Source organism: Pseudomonas sp. H11T01 (genome assembly GCF_048515765.1).
In the GTDB taxonomy this organism is placed as follows: Bacteria; Pseudomonadota; Gammaproteobacteria; order Pseudomonadales; family Pseudomonadaceae; genus Aquipseudomonas.
In genome coordinates, this window is sequence record NZ_JBLYED010000022.1 from 17,950 (window position 1) to 35,485 (window position 17,536).

17 protein-coding genes are annotated in these 17,536 nt (G+C 58.0%); 14 read left to right on the top strand and 3 right to left on the bottom strand.

Annotated features, from left to right (window positions below; translation table 11 throughout):
* The 13 genes from fdx to ACN1C3_RS25020 all read left to right on the top strand — a co-directional run bounded on the left by fdx (window position 1) and on the right by ACN1C3_RS25020 (window position 12,049).
* Complete coding sequence (gene fdx / locus ACN1C3_RS24960) at window positions 1-342, top strand: ISC system 2Fe-2S type ferredoxin (RefSeq protein WP_419118410.1); 342 nt, start codon at window positions 1-3, stop codon at window positions 340-342.
* A 14-nt stretch (window positions 343-356) separates the two neighbouring features.
* Window positions 357-557, top strand: coding sequence for a Fe-S cluster assembly protein IscX (gene iscX / locus ACN1C3_RS24965; RefSeq protein WP_419118411.1), 201 nt, complete (start codon window positions 357-359; stop codon window positions 555-557).
* A gap of 92 nt (window positions 558-649) precedes the next feature.
* The gene (gene ndk / locus ACN1C3_RS24970) at window positions 650-1,081 is read left to right on the top strand and encodes a nucleoside-diphosphate kinase (RefSeq protein WP_419118412.1); all 432 of its coding nucleotides are present in this window, start codon (window positions 650-652) and stop codon (window positions 1,079-1,081) included.
* Between the two features lie 23 nt (window positions 1,082-1,104).
* A complete protein-coding gene (gene rlmN / locus ACN1C3_RS24975) occupies window positions 1,105-2,253 on the top strand; it encodes a 23S rRNA (adenine(2503)-C(2))-methyltransferase RlmN (RefSeq protein WP_419118413.1) in 1,149 nt (382 codons plus the stop codon).
* A gap of 12 nt (window positions 2,254-2,265) precedes the next feature.
* Window positions 2,266-3,024 carry a type IV pilus biogenesis/stability protein PilW gene (pilW, locus tag ACN1C3_RS24980; protein ID WP_419118414.1) on the top strand — a complete coding sequence of 253 codons (759 nt, stop codon included), beginning with the start codon at window positions 2,266-2,268 and terminating at the stop codon, window positions 3,022-3,024.
* Complete coding sequence (locus ACN1C3_RS24985; RefSeq protein ID WP_419118415.1) at window positions 3,024-4,019, top strand: RodZ domain-containing protein; 996 nt, start codon at window positions 3,024-3,026, stop codon at window positions 4,017-4,019. The genes pilW and ACN1C3_RS24985 overlap by 1 nt, the downstream gene beginning before the upstream one ends.
* Before the next feature lie 3 nt (window positions 4,020-4,022).
* Window positions 4,023-5,132 carry a flavodoxin-dependent (E)-4-hydroxy-3-methylbut-2-enyl-diphosphate synthase gene (gene ispG / locus ACN1C3_RS24990; RefSeq protein WP_419118416.1) on the top strand — a complete coding sequence of 370 codons (1,110 nt, stop codon included), beginning with the start codon at window positions 4,023-4,025 and terminating at the stop codon, window positions 5,130-5,132.
* A 37-nt stretch (window positions 5,133-5,169) separates the two neighbouring features.
* The gene (gene hisS / locus ACN1C3_RS24995; protein WP_419118417.1) at window positions 5,170-6,459 is read left to right on the top strand and encodes a histidine--tRNA ligase; all 1,290 of its coding nucleotides are present in this window, start codon (window positions 5,170-5,172) and stop codon (window positions 6,457-6,459) included.
* 40 nt (window positions 6,460-6,499) lie between these two features.
* Window positions 6,500-7,141: a tetratricopeptide repeat protein gene (locus tag ACN1C3_RS25000; RefSeq protein WP_419118418.1), complete on the top strand. Its 642-nt coding sequence runs from the start codon at window positions 6,500-6,502 to the stop codon at window positions 7,139-7,141.
* Window positions 7,134-8,285, top strand: a complete 1,152-nt coding sequence (gene bamB, locus ACN1C3_RS25005) for an outer membrane protein assembly factor BamB (RefSeq protein WP_419118419.1) — start codon at window positions 7,134-7,136, stop codon at window positions 8,283-8,285. The genes ACN1C3_RS25000 and bamB overlap by 8 nt, the downstream gene beginning before the upstream one ends.
* A 139-nt stretch (window positions 8,286-8,424) precedes the next feature.
* Window positions 8,425-9,897, top strand: coding sequence for a ribosome biogenesis GTPase Der (gene der, locus ACN1C3_RS25010; RefSeq protein ID WP_419118420.1), 1,473 nt, complete (start codon window positions 8,425-8,427; stop codon window positions 9,895-9,897).
* A gap of 224 nt (window positions 9,898-10,121) precedes the next feature.
* On the top strand, window positions 10,122-11,270 hold the full coding sequence (locus tag ACN1C3_RS25015; protein ID WP_419118421.1) for a pyridoxal phosphate-dependent aminotransferase: 1,149 nt from the start codon (window positions 10,122-10,124) through the stop codon (window positions 11,268-11,270).
* Window positions 11,258-12,049, top strand: a complete 792-nt coding sequence (locus ACN1C3_RS25020; protein WP_419118422.1) for an amidohydrolase — start codon at window positions 11,258-11,260, stop codon at window positions 12,047-12,049. Before ACN1C3_RS25015 ends, ACN1C3_RS25020 begins: the two co-directional genes overlap by 13 nt.
* Before the next feature lie 216 nt (window positions 12,050-12,265).
* Here the strand turns inward: ACN1C3_RS25020 and leuA are convergent, their stop codons facing one another.
* The 3 genes from leuA to xseA all read right to left on the bottom strand — a co-directional run bounded on the left by leuA (window position 12,266) and on the right by xseA (window position 16,601).
* Window positions 12,266-13,939, bottom strand: a complete 1,674-nt coding sequence (gene leuA / locus ACN1C3_RS25025; protein WP_419118423.1) for a 2-isopropylmalate synthase — start codon at window positions 13,937-13,939, stop codon at window positions 12,266-12,268.
* A gap of 457 nt (window positions 13,940-14,396) precedes the next feature.
* The gene (locus tag ACN1C3_RS25030; RefSeq protein ID WP_419118424.1) at window positions 14,397-15,218 is read right to left on the bottom strand and encodes a peptidoglycan DD-metalloendopeptidase family protein; all 822 of its coding nucleotides are present in this window, start codon (window positions 15,216-15,218) and stop codon (window positions 14,397-14,399) included.
* 3 nt (window positions 15,219-15,221) lie between these two features.
* Entirely contained in the window at window positions 15,222-16,601 is a 1,380-nt protein-coding gene (gene xseA, locus ACN1C3_RS25035) for an exodeoxyribonuclease VII large subunit (RefSeq protein WP_419118477.1), read from the bottom strand.
* A 91-nt stretch (window positions 16,602-16,692) separates the two neighbouring features.
* Here xseA and ACN1C3_RS25040 point away from each other — a divergent pair, with 91 nt between their 5' ends.
* Window positions 16,693-17,460 (top strand): sulfite exporter TauE/SafE family protein, encoded by a 768-nt coding sequence (locus ACN1C3_RS25040; protein WP_419118425.1) that lies wholly within the window; start codon window positions 16,693-16,695, stop codon window positions 17,458-17,460.
* Window positions 17,461-17,536: the final 76 nt, after the last annotated feature.

A 17,536-nucleotide genomic window follows, 5' to 3' on the forward strand; every position in this document is an offset into this window, starting at 1 on the left:
ATGCCGCAGATCATTTTTCTGCCACACGCCGAGCATTGCCCGGACGGTATGGTTGTAGAGGCTGAGACCGGTCAATCCATTCTCGACGTGGCTCATGACAACCATATCGAGATCGAGAGCGCTTGCGGCGGCGTCTGCGCCTGCACCACGTGTCACTGCATCATTCGCGAAGGTTTCGACTCGCTGAATGAGGCTGATGAGCTGGAAGAAGACTATCTTGATCGGGCCTGGGGTCTGGAGGCTCAGTCGCGGCTGACCTGTCAGGCCATCGTCGGAACTGAAGACCTGACCATCGAAATCCCGAAATATTCGCTTAACCATGCAGCCGAAGCGCCGCACTGATTCAAGGAATTGTCATGAGTCTTAAATGGGTTGATGTACTGGAAATCGCGATCCAACTGGCTGAAAGCAAGCCGGATGTAGATCCGCTTTCGGTTAACTTCGTCGATCTGCACCGCTGGGTTCTGGAATTGCCGGATTTTAGTGACGATCCCAAGCATGGTGGCGAGAAAGTGCTCGAGGCCATTCAGGCTGCCTGGATCGAAGAAGCAGACTGAACGCACCCTACGCAGTTAGGCAATCCCCCTAAACCCGCGTATAATTCGCGGGTTTAATTTTTCGTATTAATCACCGTTTCTGGAGTTACACCATGGCTGTTCAACGTACTTTCTCCATCATCAAGCCTGACGCCGTTGCTAAAAACGTTATCGGCGAGATCGTCACTCGTTTCGAAAAAGCTGGCCTGCAGGTCGTAGCTTCGAAAATGAAGCAACTGTCCAAGGCTGAAGCTGAAGGCTTCTACGCTGAGCACAGCGCCCGTGGTTTCTTCGGCGACCTGGTTGCTTTCATGATCTCCGGTCCAGTTGTTGTTCAGGTTCTGGAAGGCGAAAACGCCATCGCTCTGAACCGCGAGCTGATGGGCGCTACCAACCCTAAAGAAGCTGCTGCCGGCACCATCCGTGCTGACTTCGCTGACTCCATCGACGCCAACGCTGTACACGGTTCCGATTCGGAAGCTGCCGCTGCACGTGAAATCGCTTACTTTTTCGCCGCTACTGAAGTAACCGCTCGTCAGGCCTAAGGCCACCGAGTGAGGATGAATCCATGACTACATCGACTGGCAAAACAAACCTGTTGGGTCTTACTCAGCTGGAAATGGAAAAATTCTTCGACTCAATCGGGGAGAAGCGTTTCCGTGCCGGTCAGGTAATGAAGTGGATTCACCACCTTGGCGTCGATGATTTCGACGCCATGACGAACGTCAGCAAGGCCTTGCGTGAAAAGCTCAAGGTCGTTGCTGAAATTCGTGGTCCGGAAGTGGTCAGCGAGGACATCTCCACCGACGGCACCCGTAAATGGGTAGTGCGCGTGGAATCTGGCAGCTGCGTCGAGACCGTTTACATCCCCCAGGGCAAACGCGGCACTTTGTGCGTTTCGTCCCAGGCAGGCTGTGCCCTGGATTGCAGTTTCTGCTCCACCGGCAAGCAAGGCTTCAATAGCAACCTCACCGCCGCCGAAGTCATCGGCCAGGTGTGGATTGCCAATAAATCGTTTGGCAGCATCCCGGCAACCGCCGACCGTGCCATCACCAACGTGGTGATGATGGGCATGGGTGAGCCGCTGCTGAACTTCGACAACGTCGTCGCCGCCATGCATCTGATGATGGATGATCTGGGCTATGGCATTTCCAAGCGCCGGGTGACTCTGTCCACCTCTGGCGTGGTGCCGATGATCGATGAGCTGTCCAAGCACATCGACGTCTCCCTGGCGTTGTCCCTGCACGCACCGAACGACGCATTGCGTAACCAATTGGTGCCGATCAACAAGAAATATCCGCTTAAGATGCTCCTCGAGTCGTGCCAGCGCTACATGTCGTCTCTGGGCGAAAAGCGCGTGTTGACCATCGAGTACACCTTGCTCAAAGACATCAATGACAAGGTCGAGCACGCTGTGGAGATGATTGAGTTGCTCAAGGACATCCCTTGCAAGATCAACCTGATCCCGTTCAATCCATTCCCTCATTCTGGTTACGAGCGCCCTAGCAACAACGCCATTCGCCGTTTTCAGGATCAACTGCATCATGCAGGCTTCAATGTCACTGTACGCACCACCCGCGGTGAAGATATTGATGCGGCGTGTGGTCAATTAGTAGGACAGGTGCTGGATCGCACCCGTCGCAGCGAACGTTATATCGCGGTGCGCGAGTTGAGCGCCGAGTCCGATGTACCGCAAAACGCTGTGAATCGTACCTAAGAGAGGAACTCTATGTCCCTGCGCGTTGCGCTGCTTTTGCTTTTCGCCAGCCTGTCGGCTGGTTGTGTTTTATCGGGTGATTTCAACCCAATGAAAACGAGCAAGGGGCGGGACGAGGCGCGTGTGGCCTATGTGCAGCTGGGGCTGGGTTATCTGCAGCAGGGCATGACAGAAAGGGCGAAAGCTCCACTGAAGAAAGCCCTCGATCTGGATGACTCGGATCCTGATGCCAATGCGGCCCTGGGGCTGGTTTTTCAGGCCGAGATGGAGCCTGAGCTCGCCGATCAGCATTTTCGCAAGGCATTGGCCTCGCGCCCCGGTGATGCACGTATCCTGAATAATTACGGCAGTTTTCTCTTCGAAGAAAAACGCTACAAAGAGGCTTACCAGCGCTTTGAACAAGCCGCTGCCGATACGCTTTATCCTGAGCGCTCGCGGGTGTTCGAGAACCTGGGCATGACCGCTTCGATGCTTGGCCAGCGTGATTTGGCCCAGCAGCAGCTGGAAAAAGCCCTGCGATTGAACCGGCAACAACCCCGCGCATTGCTGGAAATGGCTGAGTTGTCCTTCGAAGACAGGCATTATGTGCCCGCACGTGACTATTACGATCGTTTTAGCCTGCTGACCGAGCAAAATGCACGTAGTCTATTGCTCGGCGTTCGGCTGGCCAAAGTGTTCGAAGATCGCGACAAGGCCGCAAGTTTCGGCCTGCAATTAAAACGACTCTATCCCGGTACGCCGGAATATCAGCAATACCTGTCGGAGCAATGATGAAAGCGGCGCATCCCGAAGTTGTAGCAGCGACTCGCGTAAACCCTGGTGACACCTTGCGTCAGGCCCGCGAAAGCAATGGTTGGTCGCTGGCGGAAGTGGCTCTGAAGCTCAACCTCACTGTAGGTTCACTGGGCAACCTGGAAACTGGTGCTTTCGACAAGCTGCCAGGGCACACCTTTGCCCGTGGCTATATTCGTGCCTATGCCAAATTGCTCGGCATGGACCAGACCGTCCTGGTCCAGCAATTCGACCAATACTCCGGTACCGACTCCCAAGGCAGCAGCGTCCATAGCCTGGGCCGTATCGAAGAGCCTGTACGTGTTTCCCACACCATTTTGCGTATCGTCAGCCTGCTGTTACTGATTGCGGTGATCGGCGGTGGCTTTATCTGGTGGCAGGATCAGACGTCCTTGCGCACCAAGGACCTGGTTGGAACCAATCCGGAGCACGTCGAAGTTGAAGGTGCCGATGGCACCACACAGATTCACCCGCTCGACGAGCCGGAAGATCAGGCAGTCGTTGAAGGTCAAACCGAAGAGGGGACCACTCTGGCACTGCCTAATGGCCAGCCGCCGGCTGAAGTCCAGGCCAATGTGGTTGTACCGGCTCCGGCTGCTCCAGCTGTTGCGCCAATCGCGCCTGCTGCCGTAACTCACACCGCTGCGGCCCCGGTTGTAGCAACACCAGCGCCTGTTGCACCTGTGACTGCACCGGTAGCACCTGCTGTTGCTGCGACGGCGTCAGTCGCGGGTGCCGGTCGGGTTCGGCTGCAATTTGTCGCCAATTGCTGGGCTCAAGTGACCGATGGCAACGGCAAAGTGCTGTTGAGCGGTCTCAAGCGCAAAGGCGAGACCGTCGAAGTCAGCGGTAAGCCACCGTTTGCCGTGCGTCTGGGCTATGCCCGTGGCGCGCAGGTCAGCTACAACGGTCAGGCGGTCGATATCGCTCCGTTCACCAGTGGCGAGACCGCTCGCCTGAAGTTAGGTCAATAAGTCATGCACGGCGAATCTCCAATCAAACGTCGCGAGTCCCGCAAGATCTGGGTTGGCTCCGTACCCGTGGGCGGCGATGCGCCCATTGCGGTGCAGAGCATGACCAACAGTGACACCAATGATGTTGCCGCGACCGTAGCCCAAATCAACCGCCTGGAAGCTGCTGGCGTCGATATCGTGCGTATTTCTGTGCCGGATATGGATGCTGCTGAAGCCTTCGGCCGGATCAAACAACTGGTCAAAGTGCCTTTGGTCGCGGACATTCATTTCGACTACAAAATCGCCCTGCGCGTAGCCGAACTGGGTGTTGACTGCCTGCGGATCAATCCGGGCAACATCGGTCGTGAAGACCGTGTGCGTGCTGTGGTCGATGCCGCCCGTGATCGCGGGATCCCGATCCGTATCGGCGTCAACGCCGGTTCTCTGGAAAAAGACCTGCAAAAGAAATACGGTGAGCCGACCCCTGCCGCGCTGGTCGAGTCCGCATTGCGCCATGTCGAGCACCTCGAACGTCTGAACTTCAAGGACTTCAAGGTCAGCGTAAAAGCCTCTGACGTGTTCATGGCTGTCGAAGCCTATCGCTTGCTGGCCAAGGAAATCATTCAACCCCTGCACCTGGGCATCACCGAAGCCGGTGGCCTGCGTTCAGGCACAGTGAAATCTGCCGTGGGCCTCGGTATGCTGCTGGCCGATGGGATTGGCGATACTATTCGCATCTCGTTGGCGGCCGACCCGGTCGAGGAAGTGAAAGTCGGCTACGACATTCTCAAATCCCTGCATCTGCGGTCCCGTGGAATCAACTTCATCGCCTGCCCAAGCTGTTCGCGGCAGAACTTCGATGTGGTTAAAACCATGAATGAGCTGGAAGTGCGCCTTGAAGACCTGCTGGTGCCGCTGGATGTCGCGGTCATCGGTTGTGTAGTGAACGGTCCGGGTGAAGCCAAAGAGGCACATATCGGGCTGACCGGTGGTACGCCGAACCTGATTTATATCGACGGCAAGCCAGCGCAGAAACTGACGAATGACAATCTGGTGGATGAGCTCGAAAGGCTGATCCGGCAGAAGGCGGCCGAAAAGGTCGAAGCCGACGCGGCGCTGATCGCCCGCGGCTGAGCCTGACTAAAGAGCCGAACGAATTTAAGGATTTTAAGTGAGCAAGTCTCTGCAAGCCATTCGTGGCATGAACGACATCCTGCCCGAGCAGACTCCCCTGTGGCGTCATTTCGAGGGCACTGTTTCGCGTCTGCTGGATAACTACGGTTATAAGCAGATCCGTATGCCGATTGTTGAATTCACCGAGCTGTTCAAACGCTCCATCGGTGAAGTGACCGACATCGTCGAAAAAGAGATGTACACCTTCGACGACCGCAACGGCGATTCCCTGACCTTGCGTCCGGAAGGTACCGCAGCTTGCGTTCGCGCAGTACTGGAACACGGCATCACTGGCGGTGGCCAGGTGCAGAAGCTCTGGTACATCGGCCCGATGTTCCGCCACGAACGTCCGCAAAAAGGCCGATATCGTCAGTTCCACCAGATCGGTTGCGAAGTCTTCAACCTCGACGGTCCGGACATCGATGCCGAGCTGATCGTGCTGACCTGGCGCCTCTGGGGCGAGCTGGGCATTCGCGATGCGGTGAAGCTCGAACTCAACAGTCTGGGCACCAGCGAATCCCGCGGTCGTTATCGCGAAGCCCTGGTTGACTACCTCTCGGCTCGCCTGGACCAATTGGATGAAGACAGCCAGCGTCGTCTGAAAACCAACCCGTTGCGGGTGCTCGATACCAAGAACGCCGATACTCAAGCCGTGCTGGTAGACGCGCCGAAAATGGCCGATTACCTCGACGAAGAGTCCCGTGTGCACTTCGAGGGCCTCAAGGCTCGCCTGGATGCCGCCGGGATTCCTTACGTGATCAACCCGAAGCTGGTACGCGGGCTGGATTACTACAGCAAGACCGTTTTTGAATGGGTCACCGATCAGTTGGGCGCTCAGGGCACCGTATGTGCCGGTGGTCGTTACGACGGTCTGGTCGAGCAGATGGGCGGTAAGCCGACCCCGGGCGTTGGTTTCGCCATGGGGATCGAGCGTTTGATTCTGCTGCTGGAAACCCTGGAACAGATCCCGGAAGAAATCTCCCGTCAGGTCGATGTCTACCTTTGCGCCTTTGGTGAAGCTGCTGAACTCGCAGCCCTGACCTTGAGCGAGCGGGTACGCGATCAATTGCCGAACCTGCGCCTGCAGATCAATGCCGGCGCCGGTAGCTTCAAAAGCCAGTTCAAGAAGGCCGACAAGAGCGGTGCGTTGTATGCACTGATCCTCGGTGACGATGAAATGGCCCAGCAAGTGGTAGGTTTCAAACCCCTGCGTGGCCAGGGCGAACAACAAAGCATTGCCTGGGATGCGCTTGCCGCGCACTTGGCCACCTGCGTCGTGCAGGGTTGAAGCTGTCAAACAGCCGATTTAGCGAATAAGGAGTATTGGGGTGTCGAGTACTGATGATGAACAGCTGGCCGACCTGAAAGACTGGTGGCAGCGCAACGGCAAACCCTTGGTCACTGGCGGTCTGTTGGCCCTGGTCATCGTGTTCGGCTGGCAGGCCTTTCACAAGTATCAGAGCAACCAGTCGCAAGGCGCCTCGATGCTCTATCAGCAATTGCTGGAAACCACGCTGACCCCTGATGGCAAGCCGGATGCGGCCCGTGTTGCGGATCTGGCTGGCAAGCTCAACAGCGAGTTCGGCGGCAGCGCCTACGCGCAATACGGCAGCCTGTTCGTGGCGAAAGTCGCAGTCGATAGCGGCAAGCTGGACGACGCGGCGAGCGAGCTCAAAGCGGTTGCCGACAAACCGGCCAACCCGGCCTTGGGCGAAATCGCGCGTCAGCGTCTGGCTCAGGTGTTGGCGGCACAGAACAAGGCCGATGAAGCGCTGAAGCTGCTCGAAGGCGATGCTGACAAGGCATTCCTGGCCACTCGTGAAGAGCTCAAGGGTGACCTGTTGGTCCAATTGGGTCGTACCGATGAAGCCTATGCCGCGTATCAAAAGGCCAAGGCTGCGCTGTCTGATGAGGCGGCGGTGGGTGGTTTACAAATCAAGCTGGACGACCTGGCCAAAGGGGATGCGTGACGTGATCCGTTGGAAGCATGCAGCATTGCTGGCTCTGGCCATTCTGGCCGCGGGTTGCAGCAGCAACAGCAAAAAAGAACTGCCACCGGCTGAGCTGGTCGACTTCAAAGAAGAAGTGGTCCTGCAGAAGCAGTGGAGCCGTTCGATCGGTGATGGTCAGGGCAAAACCTACAACATGCTGGTGCCGGCTATTGACGGCGACACCATCTACGCGGGCGATGTCACCGGCGTGGTGATGGCACTGGATCGCAGCAACGGCGACGTCAAATGGAAGAAAGATCTGGAACTGCCTGTTTCCGGCGCCGTTGGTGTGGGTTACGGTCTGGTCATGATAGGCACGCTGAAAGGCCAAGTGGTAGCGCTGGATTCCAGCACCGGTGAAGAGAAATGGCGCGCTCGCGTGACCAGTGAAGTCCTCGCACCGCCTGCCACCAACGGTGATGTGGTTGTGGTCCAGACTCAGGATGACCGTCTGATTGGCCTCGACGCCGCCACCGGTAATCAACGCTGGCTCTACGACAGCACCCCTGCGGTACTGACTCTGCGCGGCACCAGTGCGCCGATCGTTACCAACCGTCTGGCCATTGCTGGCTTGTCGACCGGTAAAGTCGTTGCACTTGATACTCGCAACGGCGTACCGGTCTGGGAACAACGCGTGGCGATTCCACAAGGTCGTTCGGAGCTCGAACGCGTGGTCGACATCGACGGTGGCCTGCTGTTGTCCGGCAGCACCCTGTATGTGGCCAGCTATCAAGGTCGCGTTACGGCTCTGGACCTGGAAAGCGGTCGTCCGCTCTGGCAGCGTGATGCTTCCAGCTATGCAGGCGTCGCACAAGGCTTTGGCAGCGTTTACGTGAGCTTGGCTTCGGGCACCGTTGAAGGTGTCGACGAGCGTTCCACCACAGCATTGTGGAGCAACGATTCGCTGGCTCGCCGTCAACTGTCGGCACCGGAAGTGTTTTCCAGCTACGTTGCAGTCGGTGACATGGAAGGTTACCTGCACTTGCTGAGTCAGGTGGATGGCCGTTTCGTCGGCCGTGAACGCATCGACAGCGATGGCCTGCGTGCCCGTCCGCTGGTGATGGGTGACACGATTTATGTGTATGGCAACAGTGGCAAGCTGGAAGCCCTGACCATCAAGTAATGTTTTGACTATGCTTGGGGTTAACCCCCAAGCGGCCCCGTTCTGCGGGGCTCGCAGCGCCTTCAAGCGTTGCCCCGAGCACCAGCCGCTGCCTAGCAGCGGCTTTTGTATTTTCTGAAATAACGAAGTGGAGAGCCGCATGGTTCCCGTAATCGCCCTGGTGGGCCGACCGAACGTCGGCAAGTCCACCTTGTTCAACCGCCTGACCAGGACCCGTGACGCCATTGTTGGCGACCTGTCCGGTCTGACCCGTGATCGCCAGTACGGTGAGGCAAAGTGGCAAGGGCGCTCCTACATTCTGGTCGACACCGGTGGTATTTCCGGCGACGAGCATGGCATGGACGAAAAGATGGCCGAGCAGTCGCTGCTGGCCATTGAAGAAGCCGATGTCGTCCTGTTCCTGGTAGACGCCCGTGCAGGTTTCACTGCTGCTGACCAAATGATTGGCGAGCACCTGCGCAAGCGCAACAAGCGTTCCTACGTGGTCGCCAACAAGGTCGACAACATCGACCCTGAGCTGGCCCGTGCCGAGTTCAGCCCGTTGGGCATGGGCGATGCGATCCCGATCGCTGGTGCTCACGGCCGCGGCATCACTCAGATGCTGGAAATCTGCCTGCGCGATTTCCCGAAAGATGAGGAAGAGCCGGCAGAAGGTGAAGAAGCTGAAATCGTCGCCGAAGGTCAGGAAGCCAAGCGCATTCCAGGCCCGAGCGAAAAAGACGGTATCAAGATCGCCATCATTGGCCGTCCGAACGTCGGCAAGTCGACCCTGGTCAACCGTATGCTCGGTGAAGACCGGGTTATCGTGTATGACGAGCCCGGCACCACGCGCGACAGCATCTACATTCCCTTCGAGCGTAATGAAGAGAAGTACACGCTGATCGACACCGCGGGTGTGCGCAAGCGCGGCAAGATCCACGAGGAAGTCGAAAAGTTCTCCGTGGTGAAAACCCTGCAGGCGATCAAAGACGCCAACGTGGTGGTCTTCGTCATGGACGCCCGCGAAGGCGTGGTCGATCACGACCTCAACCTGCTGGGCTTTGTCCTGGAAGCCGGTCGTGCTCTGGTTATCGCACTGAACAAGTGGGATGGCATGGAGCCGAGCGAGCGCGAGTTCGTGAAGATCGAGCTGCAACGCCGGTTGTTCTTCGTCGACTTCGCCGACATTCACTTTATCTCGGCCTTGCACGGCACTGGCGTGGGCAACCTGTACCAATCGGTACAGAACTCGTTCAAGTCGGCGGTTACCCGCTGGCCGACCAACCGTCTGACTCAGATTCTTGAAGATGCGGTCGGCGAGCACGCGCCACCGATGGTTAACAACCGCCGGATCAAACTGCGTTATGCCCACTTGGGTGGCGCTAACCCCCCGATCATCGTGATCCACGGTAACCAGGTCGAGCGCGTTCCGAAGTCCTACGTCCGTTACCTGGAAAACACCTACCGCCGTGTCTTGAAACTGGTCGGTACACCGATCCGGATCGAGTTCAAAGGTGGCGAGAACCCGTACGAAGGTCTCAAGAACACGCTCACAGACCGTCAGGTCAACAAGAAGCGTCGTTTGATGACCCACCACAAAAAAGCCGAGAAGAAGCGTAAAGACAAACGCTGATTGGGCTATGTGAAATTGGCCTATGTGGGAGCGGGCTTGCCCGCGAAGAACGATGACGCGGTGTACCTGATAAACCGCAGCGCTTTTTTCGCGGGCAAGCCCGCTCCCACAGGTTGATATCAGGAAGAGGGCGCCCATGGCGCCCTTTTTCACGCCTGCCGTTTGGGCTATCCTCGGGCTCTCCCGTGCCGCCGTAGAGCCGGGTGTTCAGCAGGGAATCACCCATGATCACCAGTAAGCTGCCGAATGTCGGCACCACCATCTTCACTCGTATGTCACAGCTCGCGGTGGAAACCGGCGCGCTGAATCTGTCCCAGGGTTTTCCCGATTTTGACGGCCCGCAGGCCCTGCGTGATGCCGTTGGCCGGCATATCGCCAGTGGCCACAACCAGTATTCCCCCATGACCGGGCTGCCAGCGCTGCGCCATCAAGTCGCAGCCAAGATCGCTCGCAGCTATGGCTGCACGGTGAACGCCGACAGCGAAGTGACCATTACCCCGGGCGCGACTCAGGCGATTTTCTGCGCTATTCAAGCGGTGATTCACAGCGGCGATGAAGTCATCGTTTTTGATCCATGCTACGACAGCTATGAACCGTCGGTAGAACTGGCCGGCGGTCGCTGCGTGCATGTACAGTTAGGCCTGAATGACTTCGCCATCGACTGGCAAAAGCTCGGCGAAGCGCTGAGCCCGCGTACGCGGATGATCATCCTCAACTCTCCGCACAACCCCAGTGGTGCAGTGATTTCCCGTGCCGAACTGGATCAATTGGCGACGTTGATCCGCGATCGCGACATCTACTTGATCAGCGACGAAGTCTACGAGCACCTGGTGTTCGACGGTGTGCCTCACGTCAGCGTCCTGGCCCATGAAGAGCTTTATCAACGGGCCTTTGTGGTCAGTTCGTTCGGCAAGACTTACCACGTCACAGGCTGGAAAACCGGCTACGTGGTTGCCCCGCCAGCCTTGACCGTAGAGTTGCGCAAAGTGCATCAGTACGTCAGTTTCTGCGGCGTCACGCCGTTGCAATATGCCTTGGCCGACTACATGGCCGAACACCCTGAACATGTCGAAGAGTTGCCAGGCTTCTATCAGGCCAAGCGTGATCTGTTCTGCGATTTGCTGACGCCTTCGCGGTTCAGTTTCACTCGAGCCGCCGGTACCTATTTCCAGTTGGTGGATTATTCGCAGATTCGTCCGGACCTCAATGATGTCGACATGGCGCTATGGATGACCCGTGAGCAGGGTGTGGCGAGCATCCCAATCTCGGTGTTTTACCAGAACCCACCGACAGAGCAGCGTCTGGTCCGTCTGTGTTTTGCCAAACGTGAGGAGACGTTGCGTGAGGCAGCGGAAAAACTATGCGCGATCTGAGTGCTTTGCCGAATCTGAACGTTGCGTTGATTCAGACGACATTGGCTTGGCATGACCGTCAGGCCAACCTTGAGCATTTCGAGCAACTGCTCGAGCAAGCTCGGGGTGCGGACTTGATCATCTTGCCGGAGATGTTCACCACCGGTTTTTCCATGGAGTCCGAAACCCTGGCCGAGCCGGAAAACGGCCCCACCAGCAAGTGGCTACGTAGCCAGGCGAAAAAACTGGATGCAGTGATCACCGGCAGCGTGATCATCCACGCCGCCGATGGCAGCCATCGCAATCGCCTGTTGTGGGCCCGGCCGGACGGTGAAGTTTGGCATTACGACAAGCGTCACTTGTTCCGTATGGCCGGTGAGCATAATCACTACACACCGGGGGAGCGTCAGGTGCAGTTCGAGCTCAAAGGCTGGCGGGTTCGTCCGCTGATTTGCTACGACCTGCGCTTTCCGGTGTGGAGTCGCGATGCTCAGGACACCGACTTGCTGCTGTATACCGCTAACTGGCCTGGCGCACGACGTCAGCACTGGAATCGCCTGCTGCCAGCGCGCGCGATCGAAAACCTCTGCTATGTGGCGGCGGTGAATCGGGTGGGCACCGATGGCAAAGGCTTCGCTTATACCGGCGACAGTCAGGTGCTGGATTTCCAGGGCGAAACCCTGCTCAGTGCCGGCGAGGCGGATGGGGTGTTTCAGGTCTGCCTGAACGCTGCCGAACTGGCGGCCTACCGGACGCGGTTCCCGGCCAATCTGGATGCCGATACCTTCGAGTTCACCTGAAAATATCGCTGCCAGTCAGGGCCTCATCGCGAGCAAGCCCGCTCCCACATTGGATCTTCTTCAATCCACAGATTGTGTGAACGACTCAATTTAATGTGGGAGCGGGCTTGCTCGCGATAGGCGCACCGCTCAATAACAGGCTCAACTCAAAACCAGCCGCCCAACAAAAAGGCCCCGAGGTTTTCACCCCGGGGCCTTTTGTATTTCAACGACTGGTTACGCCGCTTCTTGGGCCTGCGGCTGGCTCAGGGAGCGGTTCAGCGCGCTGAACAGGGCCTTGAAGCTGGCGGTGGTGATGTTTTCATCGATGCCTACACCGTGTACCGCACGCTCGCCGTTCACGCGCAGTTCAATGTAGGCCGCAGCCTTGGCATTGGTACCCGCGCCGATGGCGTGTTCGTTGTAGTCCATGATCTCCACGGCGATCGGCAGACCAGCCACCAGGGCTTCCAGGGCGCCATTGCCCTTGCCGCGCCAGTGCTGGGTTTCGCCGTCGCAGTGAACCTCTATCTCGACCGCGCTGTGGCCGTTCTCTTCCTGCAAGCGATGGCTGACCAGCGCGTAAGGCAGGTTGGCCTGCAAGTATTCGCTGTGAAGCAAGGCGTGGATCTGCTGGGCAGTCATTTCCAGGCCCAGACGATCGGTTTCACGCTGTACCACCTGGCTGAACTCGATCTGCATGCGACGCGGCAAGTTGATGCCGTATTCCTGTTCCAGCAGGTAAGCAATACCGCCTTTGCCCGACTGGCTGTTGACGCGGATCACCGCCTCGTAGCTGCGACCGATGTCGGCCGGGTCGATCGGCAAGTACGGCACTTCCCAGAGGGTGTCTGGTTTTTGCTGAGTGAAGCCTTTGCGGATGGCGTCCTGGTGCGAGCCGGAGAACGCAGTGTGAACCAGGTCGCCGACATATGGGTGACGCGGGTGCACGGGGATCTGGTTGCACTCTTCAACGACTTTGCGCACGCCGTCGATGTCGGAGAAGTCCAGCTCGGGATCGACGCCTTGGGTGTAGAGGTTCAACGCCACGGTCACCAGGTCGACGTTACCGGTACGCTCACCGTTGCCGAACAGGCAGCCTTCGACGCGATCGGCACCGGCCATCAAGCCCAGTTCAGTGGCAGCAACACCCGTACCACGGTCATTGTGGGTGTGCAGGCTGATCAACACACTGTCACGACGGTTGATGTGACGACCAAACCATTCGATCTGGTCGGCATAGATGTTCGGGGTCGCGCATTCAACGGTGGCCGGGAGGTTGAGGATCACCTTGTTTTCAGGCGTCGGGTTCCAGACCTCGATCACGGCGTCACAGACTTCCTTGGAGAATTCCAGCTCGGTAGCGCTGAAGGTCTCTGGCGAGTATTCGAAGGTCCACTGGGTGTCCGGCTGCCGGGCTGCGTATTTGACGAACAGCTTGGCGGCGTTCACGGCAATCGCCTTGATCCCGTCCTTGTCCTGATTGAAGACAATCTTGCGGAAGGATGGGCTGGTGGCGTTGTACAAGTGAACGATGGCTTTTTTCGCACCGCGCAGGGACTCGAAGGTGCGTTCGATCAAGTCTTCACGGCCTTGGGTCAGCACCTGAATGGTGGTGTCGTCCGGGATGTGGCCACCTTCAATCAGGGTGCGCACGAAGTCGAAATCGGTTTGCGAAGCAGCAGGGAAGGAGGCTTCGATTTCCTTCACGCCAACGGCAACCAGGGTTTTCCAGAAACGCAGCTTCTTGACCGCGTCCATCGGCTCGATCAGCGACTGATTGCCGTCGCGCAAGTCCGAGCTGCACCAGATCGGCGCGGTGGTGATGGTTTTCGACGGCCAGGTGCGATCCGGCAAGTTGATGGTCGGGAACGCACGGTACTTCGAAGACGGGTCTTTGAGCATGGTCATCAGGAAATCCCTATTGTGTTGGCCGAAAAGAGGCGGCCTGCCGTTGAATCAAATGTTCTATGGATGAAGCCGGGGGCGAGGCACCGCGATTCACCCTGGCAGTCGTGCACTGACGAGGCAGAGGCTGCGGTGTTGGCGACGCTGAATGAGGGTGTGAGAGGTTTTCATGCCTTCAACCCTAACCATTGGGGTGAAGGATGGCAAGCAGGTGAAAAAAATTGAGAGAATTTCTGACTTTTGAGAATTTATCGAGATTTTGTAGCGCTGGATTGATTTTGTTGTTGGTTAAATTGCGCTGATGTCTAAAGGTCAGCAATTGAATTTTTAAGGGTTGCCAGGCTTGCTGCGATGTTGGCTCTGAGATTGCTATCGCGAGCAAGCTCGCTCCCACAAGGACACCGCGTTCCCCTGTGGGAGCGAGCTTGCTCGCGATGAGGCCCTTACCTCACCACAACCCTCAGGGCTGGAATGCACCGATAAAAATCGCCGGATCAACCCGAGCATCATTCAGGCTGATATTCCAGTGCATATGCGGTCCGGTCGCACGACCGGTGGAACCGACTTTGCCGACCACATCACCGCGGGCCAATTGCTGGCCGACTTTTACGTCGATTTTCGACATATGGCAGAACATGCTGATAAAGCCCTGGCCGTGATCGACGAACACCGTGTTGCCATTAAAGAAGTAATTGCCGATCAGAATCACCTTGCCGGTGGCCGGGGTTTTGATCGGTGTACCGGCGGGCACGGCGAAGTCCAGCCCGGCGTGGGGATTGCGTTCTTCGCCGTTAAAGAAGCGGCGCACGCCAAATTTGCTGGAAAGCGGGCCTTTGACCGGTTTGTCCAGCAGCAGGTTGCTCGGTGTGTTCGGGCTGAAGCTACGGTAGGCGCGGATCTGTTCGGCCAGTTCAGCGTCGATGCGTTTCAGGTCGGCCGGGTCCGGATTGACCTGACGCTGGTTTTTCAGGGTGATGCGCTGTTCCGGGTAATTCTTGGTGCCGACGTTGAAACTCAGGTTGCGGCCGCCCGCACTGATCTGCTGGCTGCCCGGTTTGGTCGTCAATGGCACGCCAACAATCGCCAGCCAGTTGTTCTGTTCCTTGACCACCAGCACCGGTTTGCCCTGATAACTGGCCTTTGGTGCTTGAGCCGAAGAACCGAGTTCGACGACTGCGACGCCGCCGGGCACCGGTTTGTTCAGCAGACGGGTGATGTAACTGTCAGCGTGGGCGTTGAAGGTCAGGCAAAGCAACAACAGGGAGCTAAGAAAGCGCGGCATGGATCAATCCAGTAAAGAAAGGGTGACAGGCGTCAGGTGGTTGTCTTCGACGCGCACCTGCAATTCGCCTTCGCCGAGTTTGGCCTTCAGACGTTGACCGGTGTGGGTCTGTGCGGCGCTGCGAATGGCCTGGCCGCGTTCATCCAGCAGAATGCTGTAACCACGGCCGAGGGTCGCCAGCGGGCTGACCACGTGCAGCGTCTGCATCTGGCTTTGCAGGTGTAGGCGGCGGGCCTTTAAACCTTCGCGCATTGCACGTGGCAAGCGCTCGGCGAGGCTGTCGAGGCGTTGCCTAAGAAGCGCTAGCTGCCGACCGGGATGTTGCCCGGCGAGGCGGGTTTCCAGGCGGATTAACCGTTCGCGACGGGTATTGAGGCTGCGCTCGAAAGCGCGGCGCATGCGCATGTCCAGATCGTCCAGACGTTGCGCTTGCTGGCGCAGGCGTTCCCCGGGATGACGCAGGCGACGAGCCATGCCTTCCAGACGCAAGCGCTCGCGCATCAGCCGATCACGGATACGCATCACCAAACGGCGGTGCAGACTTTCGACCCGGCGTTGCAGATCGCTGGAATCCGGTGCCAGTAGTTCGGCAGCAGCCGAAGGCGTCGGTGCGCGGACGTCGGCCACAAAGTCGCTGATCGACACATCGGTTTCATGGCCAACCGCGCTGACGATCGGTGTTACGCAGGCATCCACCGCACGGGCGACGGCTTCTTCGTTGAAACACCAGAGGTCTTCCAGCGAGCCGCCACCGCGCGCCAGGATCAGCGCGTCGAAGCCGCGGGCGTCGGCCAGCTTCAGGGCGCGGACGATCTGCGCGGTAGCTTCACGGCCCTGCACGGCAGTGGGGATCAGAGTCAGTTGGATGTGTGGCGCACGGCGGCGAAATACGCTGATGATGTCGCGTATCACCGCACCGGTCGGCGAACTGATAATGCCAATGCGTTGCGGATGGGCGGGCAGCGGCACTTTGCGTTCGGCACTGAACAGGCCTTCAGCGCTGAGCTTTTCCTTCAGCGCATCGAAGGCCAGACGCAGTGCGCCGTCACCGGCAGGCTCCACGGTGTCGAGAATCAGCTGGTAGTCGCCACGGCCTTCGAACAACGAAACCTTGCCGCGCACCTTCACCGCCAAGCCGTCCTTCAACGCCTGACGCACCCGCGCGGCGTTCTGCCGGAACAGCGCGCAACGAACCTGGGCGCCGCTGTCCTTGAGGGTGAAATATACATGGCCGGAAGCCGGGCGGGCGAGGTTGGAGATTTCGCCTTCGACCCAGATGTTGCTGAACACATCTTCCAGCAACACCCGCGCGCGGCCGTTGAGCTGGCTGACAGTCAGGACTTCGCGGTCGAGGCCGAGTCTTGCAAAGGGGTCTTTAATCATGGGGCGCATGATAAAGGCATTCGACCGACAATCTCTACGTTCACGCAATCCCCACGTGTCATTCTAAAAAGGGATCAAGGATGTCGTACCGATGAGTGTTGTCGCACTGTTAAACCAATGGCCGTTCGGCGTGGTTGATTGGCTGGTAATCGAGCTGGGTGTCGCTCTGGCCTATATCGTGTTTGGTATCGCGGGCTTTGGTACGGCGCTGGTGGCCGGGCCGATTTTGATTCTGTTTATACCGCTGTCGAAGATCGTGCCGCTGCTGGTGCTACTGGATTTTGTCGCAGCATTCGGCAATTTGTTGCCTTCGCGGCGTGATGTGGTCAAGCCTGAGTTATTGAGGCTGCTGCCGTGCATGGCGGTGGGTTGCACCCTGGGGGTGATTTTTCTACTCAACCTCAAGTCCGACGTGTTGCTGCTATTAATGGGGCTTTTTATCAGTGCTTATGCGATCTACAGCCTGGCGGTGAAGGTTCGGCCCACTCAGTTAGCAGCCGGTTGGGCGATTCCGATGGGGACGGTAGGAGGGTTGTTCGGTGCTTTGTTTGGCAGCGGTGGCTTTCTATACGCGATCTATTTGAATAGCCGGTTGCCGAAAGATGCGGCACGGGCGACCCAGAGTGCATTGATCAGTTGCAGCACGGTGGTGCGTTTGAGTCTGTTTACGCTCGCGGGCGTGTATGCCGAGCTACCCTTATTGCTACTGGCCCTGTGTTTACTGCCGGCAATGGCGCTGGGACTGTGGATCGGCCGCCGATTGACGATGAAGCTGTCCCGAGAGGCCTTTGTGCGGCTAGTGACCTGGCTGGTACTGGCCAGTGGTATTGCGTTGATTACCCGTTATCTGAGTACTTGACCTCGTTTCGTCAGGGATTAAGCTGCCGGCCCTCAGATGGCATGCCGCACAACTCTCATTAGACGCACCAGGCCCC